A 20,121-nucleotide genomic window follows, 5' to 3' on the forward strand; every position below is an offset into this window, starting at 1 on the left:
CATCGCAGCAGCCGACAGGGACGAAAAGTGGCCCACGCACAGCATCCCGTTCCCGTCAGCGCCCGCGCGGCGGGCCCGCTCATGGGCAGCGTCCGCGTTCCCGGCGACAAGTCGATCTCGCATCGCGCCATGATCTTCGGACTGCTGGCGATCGGCGAGACGAAGGTCTCGGGCCTGCTCGAGGGCGAGGACGTGCTGCGCACGGCGGATGCGGCGCGCGCGCTCGGCGCTCAGGTGCATCATGACGGTCCCGGCCTCTGGCGGGTCCGGGGCGTCGGGGTCGGCGGTCTGCGCGAGCCGGCGGGCCTGCTCGATTTCGGCAATGCCGGCACCGGCTCGCGGCTGATGATGGGCGTCTGCGGCGCGCACCCGATCACCACGACCTTCGATGGCGACGCCTCTTTGCGCAAGCGTCCGATGCGCCGCATCCTCGATCCGCTCGAGCTGATGGGGACGGTGATCGTTTCGCAGGAAGAGGGCGGGCGCGTGCCGCTGACGTTGCGCGGGCCGCGCGAGGCCGTGCCGATCGTCTATCGCACGCCGGTCGCCTCGGCGCAGATCAAGTCGGCCGTGCTGCTCGCCGGCCTCGCGGCCCCGGGCGAGACGACCGTGATCGAGACCGAGGCGACGCGCGACCACACCGAGAAGATGCTCAGGCATTTCGGCGCGGAGGTTTCGGTTTCGCCCGAGGGCGAGCATGGCCGCCGTATCGTGCTGAAGGGCCAGCCCGAGCTGACGGCCGCGCCGATCGTGGTGCCGGCCGATCCGTCCTCGGCCGCCTTCCCGCTGGTGGCGGCGCTGATCGTGCCGGGCTCCGACATCCTGATCGAGAGCGTGATGACGAACCCGCTGCGCTCGGGCCTGCTCACCACCTTGCGCGAGATGGGGGCCGACATCACGGTCGAAAGCGAGGCGAACGAGGGCGGCGAGGCCGTCGCGACCCTGCGCGTGAAGGCCTCCAGCCTGCGCGGCGTCACCGTGCCGCCCGAGCGCGCGCCGTCGATGATCGACGAATATCCGGTGCTGGCGGTCGCGGCCTCCTTCGCCACCGGCACGACGCGGATGCGCGGCCTGCAGGAGCTGCGCGTCAAGGAATCCGACCGGCTCGCCGCCGTCGAGGCAGGGCTGAAGGCCGCCGGCGTCACCTGCGCCATCGCGGGCGACGACCTCGTCGTCGAAGGCTCGGGCGGACGCCCCGTCGCGGGCGGCGGCGTGGTCGCGACCCATCTCGACCACCGCATCGCCATGAGTTTCCTGGTGATGGGGCTGGCGACGGACAAGCCGATGCAGGTCGATGACGGCGCGATGATCGCGACCAGTTTTCCGAGCTTCATAGCGCTGATGAACGGCCTGGGCGCCGAGATCGGATGAGCCTCTCCGGCCAGCAGAAGCCGTTGGTCATCGCCGTCGACGGCCCGGCCGCCTCGGGCAAGGGCACGCTGGCGCGCCGGCTCTCCCGGCATTACGGCCTGCCCGCGCTCGACACCGGCCTGCTCTACCGCATGGTGGCGCGCGCCATGCTCGATGGCGGGCATGATCTGCGCGACGTCGCGGCGGCTGAGGCCGTGATCGCGGGCTTCGCTCAGGCCGCCTATCCGGAGGAGATCCTGCGCGGCCGCGAGATCGGCGAGGCGGCCTCCGTCGTCGCCGCGATTCCGGCCGTCCGCAGCGGACTGATCGACCGGCAGCGGCGCTTCGCGGCGCAGGCGAGCGGCGCCGTGCTGGACGGACGCGACATCGGCACGGTGATCTGCCCGGACGCCGCCGCCAAGCTCTTCGTCACCGCGACGCCGGAGGTCCGCGCCGCCCGTCGCCACAAGGAATTGCTGGGGCGCGGCGAGGCTGCCTCTTTCGAGGGCATCCTCGCCGATATCCGCCGGCGCGACGCGCGTGATTCGGGCCGCAGCGACGCGCCGCTCAAGGCGGCCGAGGACGCCGTCATCCTCGACACATCGGCGCTGAGCGTCGAGGAAGCGCTGGCCGCGGCGATCGCGATCGTCGAGAAGCGCCGCGCTCGCTGAACCGTGACGGGCGAGCCGCGCGCCGGCTTGATAAAAGGCTGTGCCTGCCCAGCTTTCGCCCTTGGCGGGATTCGAAAGCAGGCGCACACTCCCGGCAGACTTGCTTGCATGACATTCGCTCGAGGCCGATGCCCGTTCGCGGCGTTCCGCGCTCTTCGGCATCCCGCTTTGGCGACGATGATGGAGGTGGCGATGCGGCGGCGGCTGTTCGGTCTCTTGAGTCTCCTGGCTGCGGGCTTCTGGACGCAGGCCATGCCAAACGCGCAGCAGGCGAGCGCGCCCGGCGAGGAGGTCGACGTCGCGCTCGTGCTCGCGGTCGACGTCTCCTACTCGATGGACCTCGACGAGCTCGCCCTGCAGCGCAACGGCTATATCGAGGCCTTCCGCTCGAAGCAGTTGCACGACGCCGTCGCCAAGGGCGCGGTCGGCAAGATCGCGGTGACCTATTTTGAATGGGCCGGCGGCTATTTCCAGCACATCGTCAAGCCCTGGACGATCATCGACACGCCGCAATCGGCCATCGCCTTCGCCGAGGAGCTCGGCGAGGCCCCGACGCGGCGCGGCCGCCGCACCTCGATCTCGGGCGCGATCGATCTGAGCATGGCCTTGCTGGAGCAGGCCAAGGTCGTGCCGCTGCGCAAGGTGATCGATATCTCCGGCGACGGCGCCAACAATGACGGCAGGCCCGTGACCGCCGCCCGCGACGCGGCGCGCGACAAGGGCATCAGCATCAACGGGCTGCCGGTGATGCTGAAGCAGGCGAGCTATTTCGACATCGACAATCTCGACGTCTATTACGAGGACTGCGTCATCACCGGCGTCGGCGCCTTCGTCATCCCGATCCGCGAGCGCCACCAGTTCGCCGACGCGACCCGCACCAAGCTCGTCCGCGAGATCGCCGAAGCGCCGGCCGGTCCGGAGGCGCTGGTCCAGAAGGCGCAGGCGAAGACGCCGCGCGTCGCCTGCATGTCCGGCGAACAGCAATGGCGCGAGCGGATGGGCAATTGAGAGCGTCTGCTCACGTCCCGCGCGGCTTGGCCCGCATCGTCGGCGGCGCCTTTGCCGGATCGTCGGGCCAGGGATGGCGCGGATAGCGGCCCTTCATCTCGGATTTCACCGCCGCCCAGGAGCCGCGCCAGAAGCCCGGCAGGTCGCGGGTGATCTGGATCGGCCGGTGTCCCGGCGAGAGCAGCTCCAGCACCAGCGGCACCCGCCCGCCGGCGAGCGCCGGGTGCACGGACAATCCGAACAGCTCCTGCACGCGGACCGAGATCGTCGGACCGGCCTCGGCGGCGTAGTCGACCGCGAGATTGGAGCCGGTCGGCGCGGCGAAATGCGTCGGCGCTTCCGCGTCGAGCCGGCGCTTCAGATCATAGGGCAGCAGGGTGTCGAGCGCGGCGTCGAGATCGGAAGGCTGGATCGCGGCGAGAGCGCCGCGTCCGACGAGATGGGGGCCGAGCCACGCGCCGGCGTCCCGCGCCAGCGCGTCGTCGGACAGGTCGGGCCAGGGGTTGCCGGCCTCGCCGCCATGAGCCTGTCTGAGAAAACCGACGCGCTCGCGCAATTGCCGCTGCCCCTTCGCCCAGGGCAGCAGCCCGATGCCCAGCGCCGCGAGTCCCTCGGCGAGAATCGTGGCGTTCTCGGCCGTCGCGGCGGACGGCAGCGGCCGCTCGGCCATGACGAGCGCGCCATAGCGCCGGACCGCGCGGCTGCGCAGGGCGCGCGCCGGCCGGTCGAAGCCGGTCTCCTGACGTTCGTCGAGGGTGAAGGGCGCAAGTCCCGCGCCCGCCAGCCGCGCGATCTCGTCTTCCGTGATCGCCGCGCCGGCCAGGATGCGCGCCTGCTGCGCCGCGCCGGTCATCTCCGCGACGACGATGAAGGGCTCGCGCGCCAGCCGCTGGCCCGGCTCCAAAGCGGCCCCGCGGCCATTGGCGAGGCGGTACTGCCCCGCGCCGCCGCGCGCCTGCGCGATGCGGTCGGGATAGGCCAGCGCCAGCAGGAAGCCCGGCGACAGCGCCTCGGGCGCGACCGCCTTGCCGGCGTCGCGCTCTGCGCTCTGGCTCCAGCCCTCGGCCAGCCGGCGCATGTCGCCGCTCCGGCCGCCGCGCTCGCGCGAGAAACGCTCCAGCCGCTCGGCGAGATCGACGGCGTCGCCGCCGAGCCCGCGTTCGACCAGCAGCGCCGCGATCCCAGCCGCCGTCCGCGCCAGCCCGAAGCGCGCGGCCGCGATCACCATGCGCGCCAGCCGCGGCGGCAGCGGCAGATGCTGCAGCGCCTTGCCCTCCCTCGTCAGGCGGCCATCGGCGCCGAGCGCGTTGAGGCTCGTCAGGAGCGCGCGCGCTTCCTTGAGAGCCGGCGCGGGCGGCGGATCGAGGAAGGCGAGCGTGGCCGGATCGCCGACGCCCCAGGCGGCGCAGTCGAGCAGCAGCGGCGCGAGATCGGCCGAGAGGATCTCGGGGCGGGCATAGGCCTCCAGCGCGCCCGTGCCGGCCTCGTCCCAGAGCCGGTAGCAGATGCCGGGCTCGGTGCGCCCGGCGCGGCCGCGGCGCTGGTCGGCCGCCGCGCGGCTGACGCGGCGCGTCTCCAGCCGGGTCACGCCGATATCGGGCTCGTATACCGGCGCCCGGGCGAGCCCTGAATCGATCACCACCCGCACGCCCTCGATCGTCAGCGAGGTCTCGGCGATGGACGTGGCCAGCACGACCTTTCGCCGGCCGGGCGGGGCCGGCAGCACGGCGCGGTCCTGCCCGGCCTGGTCGAGCGCGCCATGGAGCGGCGCGATCTCGACGCTCTGGTCGCGGATGCGCTCGCGCAGCCGCTCCTCGACGCGCCTGATCTCGCCTTGGCCCGGCAGGAAGACCAGAAGCGAGCCGCGCTGCTCGTTCAGCGCCAGCAGCACGGTCTCCGTGACCTGGTCCTCGATCCGCTTCAGCGGATCGCGGGGCAGATGGCGCGTCTCGACCGGAAAGGCCCGGCCCTGGCTTTCGATGACGGGCGCGTCGCCGAGCAGCTTCGCCACCCGCGCCCCGTCGAGCGTCGCCGACATCGCCACGATGCGCAGGTCCTCGCGTAGCCCCGCTTGCGCGTCGAGCGCCAGCGCCAGCCCGAAATCGGCGTCGAGCGAGCGCTCGTGGAACTCGTCGAACAGCACCGCCGCGATGCTCTCCAGCGCCGGGTCGTCGAGGATCATCCGGGCGAAGACGCCTTCGGTGACGACCTCGATCCGCGTCCTGGGCCCGATCTTCGAGCCGAGTCGGACCCGCAGGCCGACGGTGTCGCCGACGCGCTCGCCGAGCGTCTGCGCCATGCGGTTGGCCGCGCCGCGCGCCGCGAGCCGGCGCGGCTCCAGCACGATCAGCTTGCCGCCCTTGGTCCAGGGCTCGTCGAGCAGTGCGAGCGGCGCCCGCGTCGTCTTGCCGGCGCCGGGCGGGGCGACCAGCACGGCGTTCGGCCGTGCCCGCAGCGCGGCCGCGAGGTCAGGGAGGACGGCGTCGATCGGGAGGCTTGGGTCGAAGGCGCGCATGGCGCGGCCGATGTCGCGCGTTCGGCCCAGGCTGGCAAGCGGCGCTTCAGGCCGCGACCCGCTCCGCCGCCACCTCGAAGGGCCGCGTCGACACCGCGCCGGCCGCGATCGTCACCAGCGTGTTGCAGGGCAGGGCCTGCCAGCAGTCGCGCGCCGCATCGACCGGCTCCGACGCGACGACGACGCTGTCGCCGCGATCGCAGAGATAGAGCGAGGGCGGCTTGGGGTCGGATGACCAGCGCAGGGCGTGAATGGTCTCGCCATCGGCCAGCGCCGCCGCGCAGCGCAAGGGCTCGCGGATGCCCGCCGCCTGCATCAGCGAAAGCGCCTCCCCGAGCGCCCAGGCCAAGGCCTCGCCGGGCGAAAAACCGTCGGCGATTCGCGCCAGCGCCAGCAGGAACAGGGCCTCCGAATCGGTCGTGCCGACGCGCGCGCCGTAGAGCGCGTCCGGGATCAGACTCTCGAGCTTGCGGCGGATCAGGCCGTAGCCGCCGATCTGGCCGTTATGCATGAAGAGATGCCGGCCATGGGAAAAGGGGTGGCAGTTCGCGCGCGTCGTCGCCGTGCCGGTCGCGGCGCGGACATGGGCGAAGAACAGGCCGGAGCGGACCTGGCGGGCGATCGAGAGCAGGTTCTCGTCGGACCAGGCCGGCCTGACCTCGCGATAGAGGCCGGGCTCCGCCCGCTCGCCGTACCAGCCGAGCCCGAACCCGTCGCCGTTGGTGCCGCTCTTGGTCTCCTCCGCATGAAGCGACTGGTGGATCAGCGAATGGCACGGCGCCGCCACGAGGTCTTCGAGGAAGACCGGAACGCCGGAATAGACGAGGAAACGGCACATGCTCAGGCCCCGAATCGGCCGCGGCCGGGACGCCGCAGGGCAGGAGATTATTCTACGGGAATGAATGGCAGGCTAATGGCGCGCGGCGCGTCAGGCCCATCCTTGCCAGCCCCATGGTCATCGACTAGCCAAGCAGGCGAGCCGGGCCCGATGATCGGGCGCCGGGAGGCCGGGAACCAGAGATCGTGATCATCGTTCCGGCGCGCCTCGGCGCAACGCTCGTCCTCTGCCTCGCTCCCGGCGCGGCGCTCGCCGCCGGCGACATCGGCGGCGCGACCATGGGCGCCGCCTGGGCGCTGCCCTTCGTCGGCCTGCTGCTGTCGATCGCGCTCGGACCGGTGCTGCTTCCGCATTTCTGGGAGCTGAACCACGGGAAGTTCGCCGCCTTCTGGGCCGTCCTCGTGCTGGTCCCGCTGGTCCTGTTCCGCGGCCTCGATCCGGCGCTGGGGGCGCTGCTGCACGCCGCGCTGCTCGAATACATCCCCTTCATCATCCTGCTGTTTTCGCTGTTCACGATCGCCGGCGGCATTCTGATCATGGGGAACCTCGACGGGACGCCGGCGACCAATACGGCGCTGCTCGCCATCGGCGCCCTGATGGCGAGCGTGGTCGGCACGACCGGCGCCTCGATCATCATGATCCGCCCGGTGCTGCGCGCCAATGACGACCGGCGCTTCAACGTCCATGTCGTGGTCTTCTTCATCTTCCTGGTCTCGAACATCGGCGGCTCGCTGACGCCGCTCGGCGATCCGCCGCTCTTCCTCGGCTTCCTGCGCGGGGTCGACTTCTTCTGGACGACGACGAATCTGCTGGGGCCGACAGTTCTTTCGGTCGCGCTCCTGCTCGCGCTGTTCTTCGCGCTGGACAGCTATTTTGTCCGCAAGGAGCACGATTATACGCCGCTGAAGGATCCGACGCCGGATCGCGCCGTCAAGCTCTACGGCAAGGTCAATTTGGTGCTGCTCGGCGGCGTGATCCTCGCCATCCTGCTCTCGGCGAGCTGGAAGCCGGGCATCGCCCTCGACATCCGCGGCGTCAGGGTCGAGCTTCAGAACGTGGTGCGCGATCTCGTCCTGCTGGCGCTGGCCGGCCTGTCGCTGAAGCTGACTCCCAATCCCGTCAGGGCCGGCAACGAGTTCGGCTGGGCTCCGATCGCCGAGGTCGCCAAGCTCTTCGCCGGCATCTTCATCTGCATCGTCCCGGTGCTGGCGATGCTGCAGGCCGGCAAGGACGGCGCGTTCTCGGGGCTGGTCGCGCTGGTCTCGAAACCGGACGGCAGCGACAACATCGTCGCCTATTTCTGGCTGACCGGCATCCTCTCGTCCTTCCTCGACAACGCCCCGACCTATCTCGTCTTCTTCGAGCTGGCCGGCGGCGACGCGCAGGCGCTGATGAATGCGGGCGCGGCGACGCTCGCCGCGATCTCGGCTGGCGCGGTCTTCATGGGCGCCAACACCTATATCGGCAACGCGCCCAACTTCATGGTCTACGCCATCGCCAAGGACCGCAAGGTCGCGATGCCGAGCTTCTTCGGCTACATGCTCTGGTCGGGCGCGGTCCTGCTGCCGCTCTTCCTGCTGCTGACGGCTCTGTTCTTCCGCTGATGCCACTGCCGTCATGCTCGGGCTTGTCCCCAGCATCCACGCCTTGCTACCCTAGTTTGACGCAACCGAAGACGTGGATGGTCGGGACAAGCCCGACCATGACGAGGAGCGGGAGCCAGTGACTAACTTGCTGGAATTCATCCTTGTCATCGTGATCAGCGTCGCGATGCTGTTTTATGCCTTTGCGCAATCTTTTATAGATGTCTCGACTGGCCCACCATTCGGGTTGCCAGCGTACGTTTACGCCTTTCTGCCATTCATCTATTTGATCGTTCGGCTGGCGATTTGGTCTGTGATGCGAAGACGCTCGCCCGGGCGAGGCGGCCAGTCGTGATCGTCTGCTGGACCGCTCCGGCGTCTAGATCACCCGCGAGCGGATCGCCGCCGTGACGACCTCGGTGAGCACGACCACGACGAAGATCACCAGCAGCACCAGCCCGACCTGGTCCCAGTAGAGATTGTCCATCGCCGCCTGCAGCGCGACGCCGAGCCCGCCCGCGCCGACGAGGCCGAGCACGGCGCTCTCGCGGACATTGATGTCCCAGCGGAACAGGCTGACCGCGAGAAAAGCCGGCTTCACCTGCGGCCAGAAGCCCTTCAGCAGCACGGCGCGTCGCGGCGCTCCGGCCGCCCGCAGCGCCTCGATCGGCCCGGCCTTCGCCTCTTCGATCGCCTCGGCCAGGAACTTGCCCGTGAAGCCGATCGAATGCACCGCGACCGCGAGCACGCCCGCCAGAGCCCCCGGCCCGAACACCGCGACGAAGAGCAGCGCCCAGACGAGGGTATGGACCGAGCGCGTCGCCACCAGGACGAAGCGGCCGACGGTGTTGACGAAGGCCGAGGGCGAGACGTTGCGGGCGCACATCAGCGCCACCGGCGTCGCCAGCAGGATGGCGAGGATGGTGCCGAGCGTCGCGGTGTGCAGCGTCTCGACCAGCGCCGCGGCGACGACCTTCGGGAAATAGGCCCAGTCGATCGGCCACATCCGCGCGAACAGGTCGGCCGTCTGCTGCGGCGCGTCGTAGAGAAACTCCGGGATCACCTCGATGGTGCGCAGGGACCAGCCCAGCGCCAGCGCGGCGATGCCCCAGAAGGCGAGACGCAAGGTCCGCTCGGCCGTGCTGAAGCGCTGCCAGACCGGGCCGGCGGCTCCCTGCTTCACGACGCCGGAGGGGGCCTCGTCCTGGTAGATCCGCCGCATGAAGGCCGACAGGATCTCGCCCGCCATCACCGTGACGATGATCGCGATGATGATCGAGAGCACGAAGTCGTAGTCGAAGCGCTGGAAGGCGGTGAACAGCGTCGCCCCGATGCCGCCGCCGCCGACGAGGCCGACCAGCGCCGAATTGCGCAGGTTGGAGTCGAGCTGATAGGCGGCGAAGCCGATGAAGCGCGGCAGCACCTGCGGCACGACGCCCATCGTCACGACCGAGAGGAAGGGCGCGCCCGCGGCGCGCAGCGCCTCGATCGGCTTCATCGACATCTCCTCGATCGCCTCGGCGATCAGCTTGGCGATGAAGCCGAGCGTCGCGACCACGAGCGCCATCACGCCGGCCAGCGCCCCGAAGCCGACCGCCTTGACGAACAGGATGGCGACGATGACCGGGTGGAAGGTCCGGCACAGCGCGATCACGCCGCGCGCCGCGATCGTGACCGGCGGCGGCATCAGGTTGCGCGCCGCGAACAGGCCGAGCGGCAGCGCCAGTAGCACGCCGGCCCCGGTCGCGATGATGGCGATCTGCAGCGATTCCAGCATGCCGTCGAACAGCAGCCGCATCTTGTCGGGCGCGGTGTTGGGCGGCAGCATCCGGCCGAGGAAGCGCGCGCCGTTGTCGAGCCCCTGGACGAAGCGCTCCCGGCGGATGTCGAGGATCTGCGCCGCATAGGCGACATAGACGAGAAACAGCGCCGCCCCGATGCGCAGCGGCCAGTTCGGCGGAAAGGCGCGGGCGCGCAAGCTGCCGCCCGGAGCGGGACCGTCGCTCATTCCATCCAGCCTTCGCCGCCATAGATCTCGGCGAGGTGGCCGTCGTTCAGCCCGCTCGGCGGCCCGTCATAGACGACGAGGCCCTTGGACATGCCGATGATGCGCAGGGCGAAGCGGCGCGCCAGCGCGACGTTGTGGATGTTGACCAGCACGGGAATGTCGCGTTCGCGGCCGACCTTGGCCAGAAGCTCCATGATCTCGACCGAGGTCTTGGGGTCGAGCGAGGAGGTCGGCTCGTCGGCGAGCACGAGGTCCGGCTCCTGCATCACCGCGCGCGCGATGCCGACGCGCTGGCGCTGGCCGCCCGAGAGCTGGTCGGCGCGCCGCGTCGCGAAATCGCCGAGACCGACCGATTCGAGCAGGGCGAAGGCGCGCGCGATGTCGGTCTCGGGGAAGCGCCGCGTCCAGGCGCGCCAGACCGGCACGTAGCCGAGCCGCCCGCACAGCACGTTCTCGATCACGGTCAGGCGCTCGACCAGATTGTACTCCTGGAAGACCATGCCGAGCCGGCGGCGCGCCTGGCGCAGCGCGTCGCCCTGCAGCGTGGCGAGATCGACGCCGCCGAGCAGGATCGACCCGGACGTCGGGTCGACCAGCCGGTTGATGCAGCGGATCAGCGTCGACTTGCCGGTGCCGGACGGCCCGATGATCGCGACGATGCCGGGCTCGTCGACGCTCAGCGAGATGTCGCGCAGGACGGGCTGGCCGGCCCGGTACTCCTTGACGAGGTTGCGAATGATCAGCGCCCGGCCGTGGCCGGGCGCGTCGAGGGGCAGGGCGCTCATCTGTCGGGGCGGCTTTCTGTCGAGGCAGCTTTCTTTTGAAGTCGTGGCGGCTTGCCGTCACGGAGCCTTGCCGTCACGGAGCCTTGGGCGGGGCCGCCTTCTTCTTGGCGAGTTCGTCCGCCTCGCGCTTGGCCTCGGTGTCGTAGGCCGACTTGTTGTATGGCGTGCCCGACTTCTCGGCGACGTCGCGCACCACCGCCCAGTCCTTCTGGTAGGTGATCGGCAGGAAGCGGTCGTCGCCGTTGAACTCCTTCGTCATCTCCGGCGTGAAGCGGAAGGAGAAGAAGCAGTCGGTCAGCTTCTTGGCGAGCTCCGGCTTGAGGTCGTGCGCATAAGCGAAGGACGAGGTCGGGAAGATCGGGCTGCGATAGATCTCGCGCAGATCGTCCTTCTTGATCGTGCCGCGCACGATCATGCGCTGATAGACGTCGCCGGCGACCGCGCCCATGTCGTAGTCGCCCGAGACGACGCCGAGGATCGACTTGTCGTGCCCGCCCGACATCAGCGGCTTGTAGTCGGTGTCGGCGGTCAGCCCCTGTTCGGGAAACAGCACGCGCGGCGCGAGATTGCCCGAATTCGACGAGGGCGAGGTGTGGGCGACCTTCTTGCCCTTGAGGTCGGCGAGCTTCTGGTAGGGGCTCGACGCCTTGACCACCGCGACGAGGTTGTAGCCGCGCACGCCTTCGGCCGAGCCCTTGGCCGCGAACGGCACCGCGCCGGCAAGGTTGACCGCGAATCCGGTCGGCCCGGTCGAGAAGCCGGCGAAATGCAGCCGGCCCGAACGCATGGCCTCGATCTCGGCCGAGTTCGACTGCACCGGATAATAGACGATGCGCTTGCCCGTGCAGGCGGCGAGATGCTCGGTCAGCGGCTTGAAGATGTTGGCGTAGACGGCCGGATCCTCGACCGGCGTATAGGCCCAGACCAGCGCGGACGGGTCCTTCCATTTCGACGCGTCGGTGGGCGCGTCCGCGACCAGATCCTTGTTGGCGTCGCAATAGAGCGTGTCGAGCTGGCCGCGATTCGGGCAGGCATCCTGCGCCAGCGCAGGCGCGGCGATGCCCGCGGCCAGGCCGATGACGAGCGGAAAGGCGGCGAGCGCCGGCGAAAGCGTCGGGGTTTTCAAGCGATTCCCTCCCATGTCGAGAGCCCGGTCTGCGCGGGCCTGGCCGGGAGTATGTGACACAAAACCGTCATGTTCCAGTCATGAACCGTAATTTCGGAACAGCGGCCGCTCAGGGCCTCCCGGCCGGCACGCCCTCGCGGATTTTCGCCGAGAACTCCGGATCGTCGAGAGCCACCGCGCGCGCCTTCTCTCCGATCCGCGCCTGTCCGACGAGCCGGTCGAGCGGAATGTCGGCGCTGATCGCGCCGATGCGCCGGAGATAGCCCGGCAGATAGCCGGACAGAAGCACGCGCGGATCGAGCGGCAGCGAGAATTTCCAGCCGGGCGCGACCGAGCCGACCAGATTGTAGACCACCGTCGTGCAGTTGGTCGTCAGCGTGTTGTACCAGCGCGGCGTGGCGCTCAGCCGATTGACGTCGGCGGCATAGGCCAGCAGCACGTCGCGCGCCTGGGCGGGCGTCGCGGCAAGCCGGAACAGCCGCACATCCTCTTTCCGCGCATGGCTGCGCAGGCCGACGAGATCGCGCTCGGTGGCGGCGACATAGGCCATCTCATAGGTCCGGAAGAAGCCCGCCAGAGAGGACCACTCCTCGCCCTGCTCGCGCCGGACCTCGACCGAAAACGTCAGCGGCGGCTGGTCGGAGAAGGTGAAGGAAACGAGCAGATGCGCGATCGCCTCGCCGGACCAATAGGACAGGAACAGATCCGCCCCCTGGACCCTGGTCAGGTCGTAGCGCCTGGTCTCCCAGCGCTGGTCGTAATCGGTCTCGGTCCGCCAGGCGAAGTCGCGCAGGTTCGTCACCGTCAGCGCCTCGCCGTCGCGCGCGATCGCCGGCAGGCGGGCGAGTTCGGGAATCCAGTTGCGCTCATGGGTCGGTTTCAGCCCGCCCCACCAGCCGAGCAGGCCGAGGAAGATCACGGCGAAGGAGAGCGGCAGCCGCGCCGCGCCGGTCCAGAGACCCGCGGCTCCGGCAAGGCCCGCGAGACCGAATCCGATCGCACCGAGGACCGCTGTCGTGGCGGCGAGCCGGAACAGCAGCAGGCCGGACCCCCAGGCGGTCGCGCCCAGGATGACGAGGGTGGCGAGCAGGCGGAACGCGAGGATCGGGAGCGACATGTCAGTGCTCCAATCCTCGCGGGACGAAACGCGGGGAACCCCTCTCCCACCCGGGAGAGGGGTTCCCGGAGCTCGTCGTGAGAGCGGCGAGGAGGCTCACGCCGCCAGCGAATTCGCCGGCGCGGCGGCCTTGACCGCGTCGTCGACATGGCTCTCGAAGCGCTTGAAGTTCTCGGCGAACATCCCGACCAGGTTCTTCGCGGTCTCGGCGAAGTCGGCCTTGTTCTGCCAGGTTTTCACCGGATAGAGGATGTGCGGCTCGACGCCGGGCACCGAGGTCGGCACCGCGAAGCCGAAATAGGGGTCGCGACGGAAATCGGCGCGGTTGAGCGAGCCGTCGAGCGCCGCGCTCAGCAGGCGGCGCGTCACGCGGATCGGCATGCGCCGGCCGGTTCCGTATTTGCCCCCGGTCCAGCCGGTGTTGACCAGCCAGCAATCGACATGGTGCTTGGCGATGAAGTCGCGCAGCAGATTGGCGTATTCCGAGGGATGCCGCGGCAGGAAGGGCGAGCCGAAGCAGGTCGAGAACTCCGGCTCGACGCCGGTCAGCCCGCGCTCGGTGCCGGCGACCTTGGCGGTGTAGCCGGAGAGGAAATGATACATCGCCTCGGCCGGGGTGAGCTTGGCGATGGGCGGCATCACGCCGAAGGCGTCGGCCGTCAGCATGACGATGTTCTTGGGCACGCCGGCGCGCCCGGTGCGCGAGGCGTTGGGGATGAAGTCGAGCGGATAGGCCGAGCGCGTGTTCTCGGTCTTGGACTGGTCGTCGAAATCGACCGCGCGCGTGATCGGATCGAGCACGACGTTCTCCAGCACCGTGCCGAAGCGCTGCGAGGCGGAAAAGATCTGCGGCTCGGCCTCGGCCGAGAGCTTGATCGTCTTGGCGTAGCAGCCGCCCTCGAAATTGAAGAGGCCGTCCTTCGACCAGCCATGCTCGTCGTCGCCGAGCAGGGTGCGGTCGGGATCGGCCGAGAGCGTGGTCTTGCCGGTGCCGGACAGGCCGAAGAAGATCGCCGAATCGTCCTTCGGGCCGACATTGGCCGAGCAGTGCATCGGCACGACGCCCTTGGTCGGCAGCACGTAGTTCAGATAGGTGAAGACCGACTTTTTCATCTCGCCGGCATAGGCCGAGCCGCCGATCAGCACGATCTTGCGCGAGAAGTCGATCGCGACGACCGTCTCGGAGCGGCAGCCATGGCGCTTGGGATCGGCCCTGAAGCTCGGCAGGTCGACGATCGTCATCTGCGGCACGTAGTCGGCGACCTCTTCCGGGCTCGGCCGGATCAGGAGGTTGCGGATGAACAGCGAGTGCCAGGCCATCTCGGTGAAGACGCGCGCCCTGACCCGGTGCGCCGGGTCGGCGCCGCCATAAAGGTCCTGCGCGAACAGGTCCTTGCCCTCGGCGTGCTGCAGGAAGTCGGCCAGCAGCGTCTCGAAATGCTCAGGCGCCATCGCATTGTTGTTGTCCCACCAGATCGTGTCCGCGGTCAGCGCGTCGCGCACCGTGAACTTGTCCTTGGGCGAGCGGCCGGTATGCGTGCCGGTATCGGCGCAGAGCGCCCCGCCCCGGGCGAGCTCGCCCTCGCCGGCCCTGAGCGCGCGCTCGTAGAGCTGCGGCGCCTCGAGGTTCCAGGACACCGAGGCCAGCTTGCGGAAGCCGAACGTCTCGGCGCCATGGGCGGCGTTGTAGTGACCGATGATGTCCACTGATGTCCTCCCGGGACGCGACCGCCTGGAGCGGCCGCTCTTGTCTGCAGAGAAAGCCAAAGCCCGCCGGGCCGCCGGCATGGCGTATGGTCGTTTGGTGGGCGGGTCCTTAAGCCCATGATGACGCCGGCTCAAGCCGTCGGACAGTCCCGGCGTCGGAGAAACCGATATTAATCGATTGAATAAAATCAGCGTGGTGAATCAGGCGATTGGGCTCGCGCGCGCCTTCGCGGCCAGATCGGCCAGAACCTTGCGCAGCGGTCCGGGTCCGTCGACCGGCGCGGCGAAGGCCAGGCGCAGCACGGTGTCGCCCAAAGCGAGGTCGAGCCCGTCCGGATCGAGTCCGATGGCGCGCCAGGCGCCCTTGCGCGCGCCGAGCAGGACGGTCGCGTAGAGCGCCAGCGCCTCGGCATGGTCCTCGTTCATGTGGCTGACCGCGCCGGCCTCGATCTCCGTCAGCGCCCGCGCGGCGGCGGTCTCGCTGAGGATGTCGGACGGCGCGAGCTCATAGGCCCGGCCGAAGCCGCCGTTCAGGCTCGCGCCCAGGATCTCCAGCGCAAAGAACGAGAAATCGCCGAAATCGGCGTAGAGCGCCGCCTTGGGCTGGCGCGCCAGGAAGCGCCGGCGGATGCGCCGGCCCTCGTCGGTCTCGCGATCGACCCGGCGCGCCGCGAGCTTCAGCGTGATGCGCGCATGGGCGAGCGGGTCGCCCTTGCCGGCGCTCGCGATCAGCAGCGAGGCCCTGCGGTCGGCGATCAGGTTGCCGGTATGGCCCGACAGCGCCGAGATCAGGATCAGCGGCGTGCCGTCGATGTCCGTCGCCAGGCTGACGAGGCTCGCGGCCGGATGTCCGTCGCGCCCGAGCGTCGCCAGCGCGCCGGAGCGGGCGGAGCGCAGCAGGGCCCGCGCCAGCGCGCGCGCCGTCTCGTCGGTCGGCCTGACCGGATCCTTCGCCGGGCGTGCCGTCGCCGCCCGGGAACTGCTCGTCTCGCTCGCCATGGAACCAAATCGCTCTCTCGTCGGTTTTTTGCCTTATGGCGTAGCGGTAACGCCCCGTCGTCGCTAGATTGCGGCCATGGTTTGGCCGCTCTCTCGCGGGAGTGGACTTTTATTGCAACGTGTCCGAGAGACGAAATTAGATGCCAACCATTGCGCTGGTCGACGACGACCGCAACATCCTGACCTCGGTCTCCATCGCCCTCGAGGCCGAGGGCTACCGGATCATGACCTATACGGATGGCGCCTCGGCGCTCGACGGACTCAAGCAGAATCCGCCCGATCTGGCCATCTTCGACATCAAGATGCCGCGCATGGACGGCATGGAGCTGCTGCGCCGCCTGCGCCAGAAGTCGGACTTGCCGGTGATCTTCCTGACCTCGAAGGACGAGGAGATCGACGAGCTCTTCGGCCTGAAGATGGGCGCCGACGATTTCATCCGCAAGCCGTTCTCGCAGCGCCTTCTGGTCGAGCGCGTCAAGGCGATCCTGCGCCGCGCCGGCGCCAAGGATCCCGCCGCCCCCGCGCGAGCCGAGGACGCCAAGGCGCTGGAGCGCGGCCTGCTGCGCATGGACCCCGAGCGCCACACCTGCACCTGGAAGGGCGAGCCGGTGACGCTGACCGTGACCGAGTTCCTGATCCTGCAGTCTCTGGCGCAGCGGCCGGGCGTGGTGAAGAGCCGCAACGCCCTGATGGACGCGGCCTACGACGACGAGGTCTATGTCGACGACCGCACCATCGACAGCCACATCAAGCGCCTGCGCAAGAAGTTCAACCAGGTCGATGTCGACTTCGACATGATCGAGACCTTGTACGGCGTCGGCTACCGCTTCAAGGAGAGCTGAACTCTCAGGGCCAGATCTCTCTCGGCCCTCATCCCGAGGAGCCGCTTATGCGGCTCCTCGGGATGAGGGCCGTGGGAACGAAAGAACAGTTCTAGGCTCATGGCGACGATCGAGACGGAGCGCAGAGCGGAGAGCCGCCCCCCGCAAGCCGTGCCGGCCTGGCGCAAGCGCCTTGCCGTGTTCGGCCGCAGGTTCCTGCGCGCGATCTCGGCGCGCGCCGCCTCCAGCCTGACGCGACGCATCGTCGTCCTCAACCTCGCCGGCCTCGTCGCGCTGCTGCTCGGCTTCCTCTATCTCAACCAGTTCCGCGAGGGGCTGATCGAATCCCGCGTCCAGAGCCTGCTGACGCAGGGCGAGATCATCGCCGGCGCGATCTCGGCCTCGGCCACGGTCGAGACCGACACGATCACCATCGACCCCGACAAGCTGCTCCAGCTCCAGGCCGGCGAGAGCGCCGGCCTGACAGAGGATCCGCTGGATTTCTCGATCAACCCGGAAAAGGTCGCCCCGCTGCTGCGCCGGCTCGTGACGCCGACCAAGACGCGGGCGCGCATCTACGACAGGGACGGCCTGCTGACGCTCGATTCGCGCAATCTCTATTCACGCGGCGACGTGCTGCGGCTCGACCTGCCGCGGCTGGGCGAGCCCGACGAATCGCCGCTGCTGGAGCGGACCTGGAACGTGCTGCGCAGCCGGCTCGGCCGCGCCGACCTGCCAATCTACGACGACTTCGCCAATGCCAACGGCAAGTCCTATACCGAGGTGGCGCGCGCCCTGAACGGCATCCCGGCCAGCGTCGTGCGCGTCAACACGCGCGGCCAGACCATCGTCTCGGTCGCCGTGCCGGTGCAGCGCTTCCGCACGGTCAAGGGCGCGCTCCTGCTCTCGACGCAAGGCGGCGATATCGACGCCGTCATCGCCTCGGAGCGCTACGCCATCTTCCAGGTCTTCGCGGTCGCGGCGCTCGTCATGATCGTGCTCTCGGTGCTGCTCGCCGGCACCATCGCCGAGCCGATCCGAAAGCTGGCCGATGCCGCCCAGCGTGTCCGCAAGGGCGTCAAGTCGCGCGAGATGATCCCGGATTTCGCCAGCCGGCACGACGAGATCGGGCATCTGTCGGGCTCGCTGCGCGAGATGACCAAGGCGCTCTACAGCCGGATCGAGGCGATCGAGAGCTTCGCCGCCGACGTGGCCCATGAACTGAAGAACCCGCTGACCTCGCTGCGCAGCGCGGTCGAGACCCTGCCGCTGGCGAAGTCCGAGGATTCGCGCGGCCGGCTGCTCGCCGTGATCCAGCACGATGTCCGCCGCCTCGACCGGCTGATCTCCGACATCTCCGACGCCTCGCGGCTCGATGCCGAGCTGGCGCGCGACGATTCGGCCCCGGTCGACATGGCGCAGGTGCTGGAGGCGGTCGTCTCGGTCCAGAACGAGACGCGGCGCGACGACCAGCCCCGCATCGACCTCTCGGTCGAGCGCCGCGGCCAGCGCGTCGCCGGGGCCGGCAGCTTCCTCGTCATCGGCCATGATTCCCGCCTCGGCCAGGTCGCCGTCAACCTGATCGACAATGCCCGCTCCTTCTCGGCCCCCGACAGGCCGGTTCGCGTCTTTCTCGGCCGCGAGGGCGGCGAGGTCGTCGTCACGGTCGAGGATGATGGGCCGGGCATCGAGGCGCATGCGCTGGAGCGCGTCTTCGAGCGCTTCTACACCGACCGCCCGAACGAGGGTTTCGGCCAGAATTCGGGCCTCGGCCTCTCGATCTCGCGCCAGATCGTCGAGGCGCATCGCGGCTCGATCAGGGCCGAGAACCGGCTAGGCCCCATCGGCGAGGACGGCGAGCCGACGCGGCTCGGCGCGCGCTTCATCGTGCGGCTGCCCGCCGTGCCGCTGGCGAGCTGACGAACTATGACCGTCGAGGAGTCGGCCGGCTCGCCGATTCACGTCCACGCCACCACGATCGCGATCGGCGAGGCCGGAATCCTGATCCGCGGCGCGGCCGGCGCCGGCAAATCGACGCTGGCGCTCGCCTTGATCGCAGCCGCGCGTCAGTCCGGACGGTTCGCGCGCCTCGTCGCCGACGACCGCACGGCGCTCGCCGTGGCGGGCGCTCGCCTGCTCGCCCGCCCGGTCGCGCCACTGGAAGGCCTGATCGAGCGGCGCGGGCTCGGCCTGACGCCGGAGCCGCATTTGCCCGGGGTCGTCGTCCGGCTCGTCATCGACCTCGCCGTGGACGAGCCGGCGCGGATGCCGGAACCGGAACAGCTCGTCGTCTCCGTCGAGGGGATCGACCTGCCCCGCCTGCCGCTGACGGGGCGGCCCGGCGACGAGCGGCTGGCTCTGGCGGCGCTCGACCTCTTCCTCGACCGCAGCACGCTGGATTTCGACAAGTTTTAGGCGTCGCGTCTTGCGTGCGGCGCGCGCCTGCCGCATAAACCGCGACCTTGTCCGGGCGCCTGCGCGCGCTCTCAGGCGCTGGAATGAATGATCGGACTCGTCCTCGTGACGCATGGGCATCTGGCGACGGAGTTCCGCGCCGCGCTCGAACATGTCGTCGGACCGCAAGCCAACCTCGCCACCATCGCCATCGCGCCCGATGACGACATGGAGGGCCGCCGCCGCGACATCATCGCCGCCGTCGAGGCCGTCGAGACCGGCAAGGGCGTCATCGTGCTGACCGACATGTTCGGCGGCACCCCCTCCAACCTCGCCATCTCGGTGATGGAGCCCGGCCGCATCGACGTCGTCGCCGGCGTCAACCTGCCGATGCTGATCAAGCTCGCCAGCGTGCGCGAGGACAAGACCCTCGACGAGGCCGTGACCAGCGCGCAGGACGCCGGCCGCAAATACATCACCGTCGCCAGCCGCGTGCTGGCGGGGAAGTGAATCTGCACATGGGCGGTTCGGTGGACGAGAGCTACGACGGCGACGACTGCCCCGGGGTCGAGGTGCCGGCGGGCGCGCTCCATGGCGAGTTCCGGATCGTCAACAAGAAGGGCCTGCACGCCCGCGCCACGGCGAAATTCGTGCAATGCGCCTCGAACTTCGACGCCGACATCACCGTGACCCGCTGCGGCGAGACCGTTGGCGCGACCTCGATCATGGGCATCCTGACGCTGGGCGCCGGCATCGGCTCGACCATCACGGTCATCGCCAAGGGCCGCGAGGCGGAAGAGGCGCTGAAGGCGCTGGAGACGCTGGTGGCGGACAAGTTCGGCGAGGGGGAGTAGAGCTGTGGTGCAATCGGTCTGGTCTTGGTGCTCACAATCCAAGCCGTGATTGGGTTGACGGCTCTCGTTTGGTTTTTTGTCCAGCTTGTCCGCGGGCGGATTTCACTCAAATCGCTTCGCAACGGGAATTGGCCGATCTAAATCGCATGGGATGAAGATCACCTAGCCGATGCCCTCTGCATTCGCTTTGCCGAAACGTAGGTCAGCGAGAGCGAGAAGCTGCGTCCGGGCATGGTCTTCGACTTCGATCCCGAGGGACGGATCGTGGCCGTTGGAATTCTGGATGCGTCTGAGCATTTGGCGAGCGGCGCGGATTTGCGCGCGCTGGCGGCGGCGTGAGGCCGC

Annotated in this window: 17 protein-coding genes and 1 pseudogene; 10 read left to right on the forward strand and 8 right to left on the reverse strand. The window is 69.3% G+C overall.

Annotation, left to right across the window (positions count from 1 at the left end):
• Nucleotides 1–81: 81 nt before the first annotated feature.
• The 3 genes from aroA to AC1RRW_RS13595 all read left to right on the forward strand — a co-directional run bounded on the left by aroA (nucleotide 82) and on the right by AC1RRW_RS13595 (nucleotide 3,029).
• Nucleotides 82–1,371 carry a 3-phosphoshikimate 1-carboxyvinyltransferase gene (gene aroA / locus AC1RRW_RS13585; RefSeq protein WP_492901364.1) on the forward strand — a complete coding sequence of 430 codons (1,290 nt, stop codon included), beginning with the start codon at nucleotides 82–84 and terminating at the stop codon, nucleotides 1,369–1,371.
• 23 nt (nucleotides 1,372–1,394) lie between these two features.
• Nucleotides 1,395–2,021 carry a (d)CMP kinase gene (cmk, locus tag AC1RRW_RS13590; protein WP_492901365.1) on the forward strand — a complete coding sequence of 209 codons (627 nt, stop codon included), beginning with the start codon at nucleotides 1,395–1,397 and terminating at the stop codon, nucleotides 2,019–2,021.
• A 252-nt stretch (nucleotides 2,022–2,273) separates the two neighbouring features.
• Nucleotides 2,274–3,029 (forward strand): DUF1194 domain-containing protein, encoded by a 756-nt coding sequence (locus AC1RRW_RS13595; protein ID WP_492901288.1) that lies wholly within the window; start codon nucleotides 2,274–2,276, stop codon nucleotides 3,027–3,029.
• 10 nt (nucleotides 3,030–3,039) lie between these two features.
• Here AC1RRW_RS13595 and hrpB read toward each other — a convergent pair whose 3' ends face one another.
• The gene (gene hrpB, locus AC1RRW_RS13600; protein ID WP_492901289.1) at nucleotides 3,040–5,544 is read right to left on the reverse strand and encodes an ATP-dependent helicase HrpB; all 2,505 of its coding nucleotides are present in this window, start codon (nucleotides 5,542–5,544) and stop codon (nucleotides 3,040–3,042) included.
• A 46-nt stretch (nucleotides 5,545–5,590) separates the two neighbouring features.
• On the reverse strand, nucleotides 5,591–6,382 hold the full coding sequence (locus AC1RRW_RS13605) for a class II glutamine amidotransferase (protein ID WP_492901290.1): 792 nt from the start codon (nucleotides 6,380–6,382) through the stop codon (nucleotides 5,591–5,593).
• Between the two features lie 188 nt (nucleotides 6,383–6,570).
• Between AC1RRW_RS13605 and AC1RRW_RS13610 the strand changes: the two genes are divergently transcribed.
• Nucleotides 6,571–7,986: a sodium:proton antiporter gene (locus AC1RRW_RS13610; RefSeq protein ID WP_492901366.1), complete on the forward strand. Its 1,416-nt coding sequence runs from the start codon at nucleotides 6,571–6,573 to the stop codon at nucleotides 7,984–7,986.
• A gap of 358 nt (nucleotides 7,987–8,344) precedes the next feature.
• Here the strand turns inward: AC1RRW_RS13610 and phnE are convergent, their stop codons facing one another.
• The 6 genes from phnE to AC1RRW_RS13640 form a co-directional block, all read right to left on the reverse strand.
• Nucleotides 8,345–9,973, reverse strand: coding sequence for a phosphonate ABC transporter, permease protein PhnE (phnE, locus tag AC1RRW_RS13615; RefSeq protein WP_492901291.1), 1,629 nt, complete (start codon nucleotides 9,971–9,973; stop codon nucleotides 8,345–8,347).
• Nucleotides 9,970–10,758 (reverse strand): phosphonate ABC transporter ATP-binding protein, encoded by a 789-nt coding sequence (phnC, locus tag AC1RRW_RS13620; protein WP_492901292.1) that lies wholly within the window; start codon nucleotides 10,756–10,758, stop codon nucleotides 9,970–9,972. The genes phnE and phnC overlap by 4 nt, the downstream gene beginning before the upstream one ends.
• 73 nt (nucleotides 10,759–10,831) lie before the next feature.
• Nucleotides 10,832–11,884, reverse strand: a complete 1,053-nt coding sequence (phnD, locus tag AC1RRW_RS13625) for a phosphate/phosphite/phosphonate ABC transporter substrate-binding protein (RefSeq protein ID WP_492901293.1) — start codon at nucleotides 11,882–11,884, stop codon at nucleotides 10,832–10,834.
• Nucleotides 11,885–11,993: 109 nt separating this feature from the next.
• Complete coding sequence (locus AC1RRW_RS13630) at nucleotides 11,994–13,001, reverse strand: Lnb N-terminal periplasmic domain-containing protein (RefSeq protein WP_492901294.1); 1,008 nt, start codon at nucleotides 12,999–13,001, stop codon at nucleotides 11,994–11,996.
• Between the two features lie 96 nt (nucleotides 13,002–13,097).
• The gene (locus AC1RRW_RS13635; protein WP_492901295.1) at nucleotides 13,098–14,708 is read right to left on the reverse strand and encodes a phosphoenolpyruvate carboxykinase; all 1,611 of its coding nucleotides are present in this window, start codon (nucleotides 14,706–14,708) and stop codon (nucleotides 13,098–13,100) included.
• 201 nt (nucleotides 14,709–14,909) lie between these two features.
• Nucleotides 14,910–15,707, reverse strand: a complete 798-nt coding sequence (locus tag AC1RRW_RS13640) for a HugZ family pyridoxamine 5'-phosphate oxidase (RefSeq protein ID WP_492901296.1) — start codon at nucleotides 15,705–15,707, stop codon at nucleotides 14,910–14,912.
• Nucleotides 15,708–15,847: 140 nt separating this feature from the next.
• Between AC1RRW_RS13640 and AC1RRW_RS13645 the strand changes: the two genes are divergently transcribed.
• The 6 genes and pseudogenes from AC1RRW_RS13645 to AC1RRW_RS13670 all read left to right on the forward strand — a co-directional run.
• Nucleotides 15,848–16,549: a response regulator gene (locus AC1RRW_RS13645; RefSeq protein ID WP_492901297.1), complete on the forward strand. Its 702-nt coding sequence runs from the start codon at nucleotides 15,848–15,850 to the stop codon at nucleotides 16,547–16,549.
• Nucleotides 16,550–16,648: 99 nt separating this feature from the next.
• Nucleotides 16,649–18,448, forward strand: coding sequence for a stimulus-sensing domain-containing protein (locus tag AC1RRW_RS13650; protein WP_492901298.1), 1,800 nt, complete (start codon nucleotides 16,649–16,651; stop codon nucleotides 18,446–18,448).
• 6 nt (nucleotides 18,449–18,454) lie between these two features.
• A complete protein-coding gene (locus tag AC1RRW_RS13655) occupies nucleotides 18,455–18,943 on the forward strand; it encodes an HPr kinase/phosphorylase (protein ID WP_492901299.1) in 489 nt (162 codons plus the stop codon).
• Nucleotides 18,944–19,030: 87 nt separating this feature from the next.
• Nucleotides 19,031–19,432, forward strand: coding sequence for a PTS sugar transporter subunit IIA (locus tag AC1RRW_RS13660; RefSeq protein WP_492901300.1), 402 nt, complete (start codon nucleotides 19,031–19,033; stop codon nucleotides 19,430–19,432).
• Nucleotides 19,433–19,440: 8 nt separating this feature from the next.
• Nucleotides 19,441–19,776: an HPr family phosphocarrier protein gene (locus AC1RRW_RS13665; RefSeq protein WP_492901301.1), complete on the forward strand. Its 336-nt coding sequence runs from the start codon at nucleotides 19,441–19,443 to the stop codon at nucleotides 19,774–19,776.
• A 213-nt stretch (nucleotides 19,777–19,989) separates the two neighbouring features.
• Nucleotides 19,990–20,115, forward strand: a pseudogene (locus tag AC1RRW_RS13670) (DUF2283 domain-containing protein); the annotation flags it as partial.
• Between the last annotated feature and the right edge of the window lie 6 nt (nucleotides 20,116–20,121).

It is taken from the genome of Allobosea sp. GW821-FHT12C12, assembly GCF_058807355.1.

Coding starts and splice junctions, on each gene's coding strand:
- AC1RRW_RS13650 (WP_492901298.1), top strand. CDS start 16,649: ATGGCGACGATCGAGACGGAGCGCAGAGCGGAGAGCCGCCCCCCGCAA.
- AC1RRW_RS13655 (WP_492901299.1), top strand. CDS start 18,455: ATGACCGTCGAGGAGTCGGCCGGCTCGCCGATTCACGTCCACGCCACC.
- AC1RRW_RS13640 (WP_492901296.1), bottom strand. CDS start 15,707: ATGGCGAGCGAGACGAGCAGTTCCCGGGCGGCGACGGCACGCCCGGCG.
- aroA (WP_492901364.1), top strand. CDS start 82: ATGGGCAGCGTCCGCGTTCCCGGCGACAAGTCGATCTCGCATCGCGCC.
- AC1RRW_RS13605 (WP_492901290.1), bottom strand. CDS start 6,382: ATGTGCCGTTTCCTCGTCTATTCCGGCGTTCCGGTCTTCCTCGAAGAC.
- AC1RRW_RS13645 (WP_492901297.1), top strand. CDS start 15,848: ATGCCAACCATTGCGCTGGTCGACGACGACCGCAACATCCTGACCTCG.
- AC1RRW_RS13665 (WP_492901301.1), top strand. CDS start 19,441: ATGGGCGGTTCGGTGGACGAGAGCTACGACGGCGACGACTGCCCCGGG.
- phnE (WP_492901291.1), bottom strand. CDS start 9,973: ATGAGCGACGGTCCCGCTCCGGGCGGCAGCTTGCGCGCCCGCGCCTTT.
- phnC (WP_492901292.1), bottom strand. CDS start 10,758: ATGAGCGCCCTGCCCCTCGACGCGCCCGGCCACGGCCGGGCGCTGATC.
- AC1RRW_RS13595 (WP_492901288.1), top strand. CDS start 2,274: ATGCCAAACGCGCAGCAGGCGAGCGCGCCCGGCGAGGAGGTCGACGTC.
- hrpB (WP_492901289.1), bottom strand. CDS start 5,544: ATGCGCGCCTTCGACCCAAGCCTCCCGATCGACGCCGTCCTCCCTGAC.
- AC1RRW_RS13630 (WP_492901294.1), bottom strand. CDS start 13,001: ATGTCGCTCCCGATCCTCGCGTTCCGCCTGCTCGCCACCCTCGTCATC.
- AC1RRW_RS13660 (WP_492901300.1), top strand. CDS start 19,031: ATGATCGGACTCGTCCTCGTGACGCATGGGCATCTGGCGACGGAGTTC.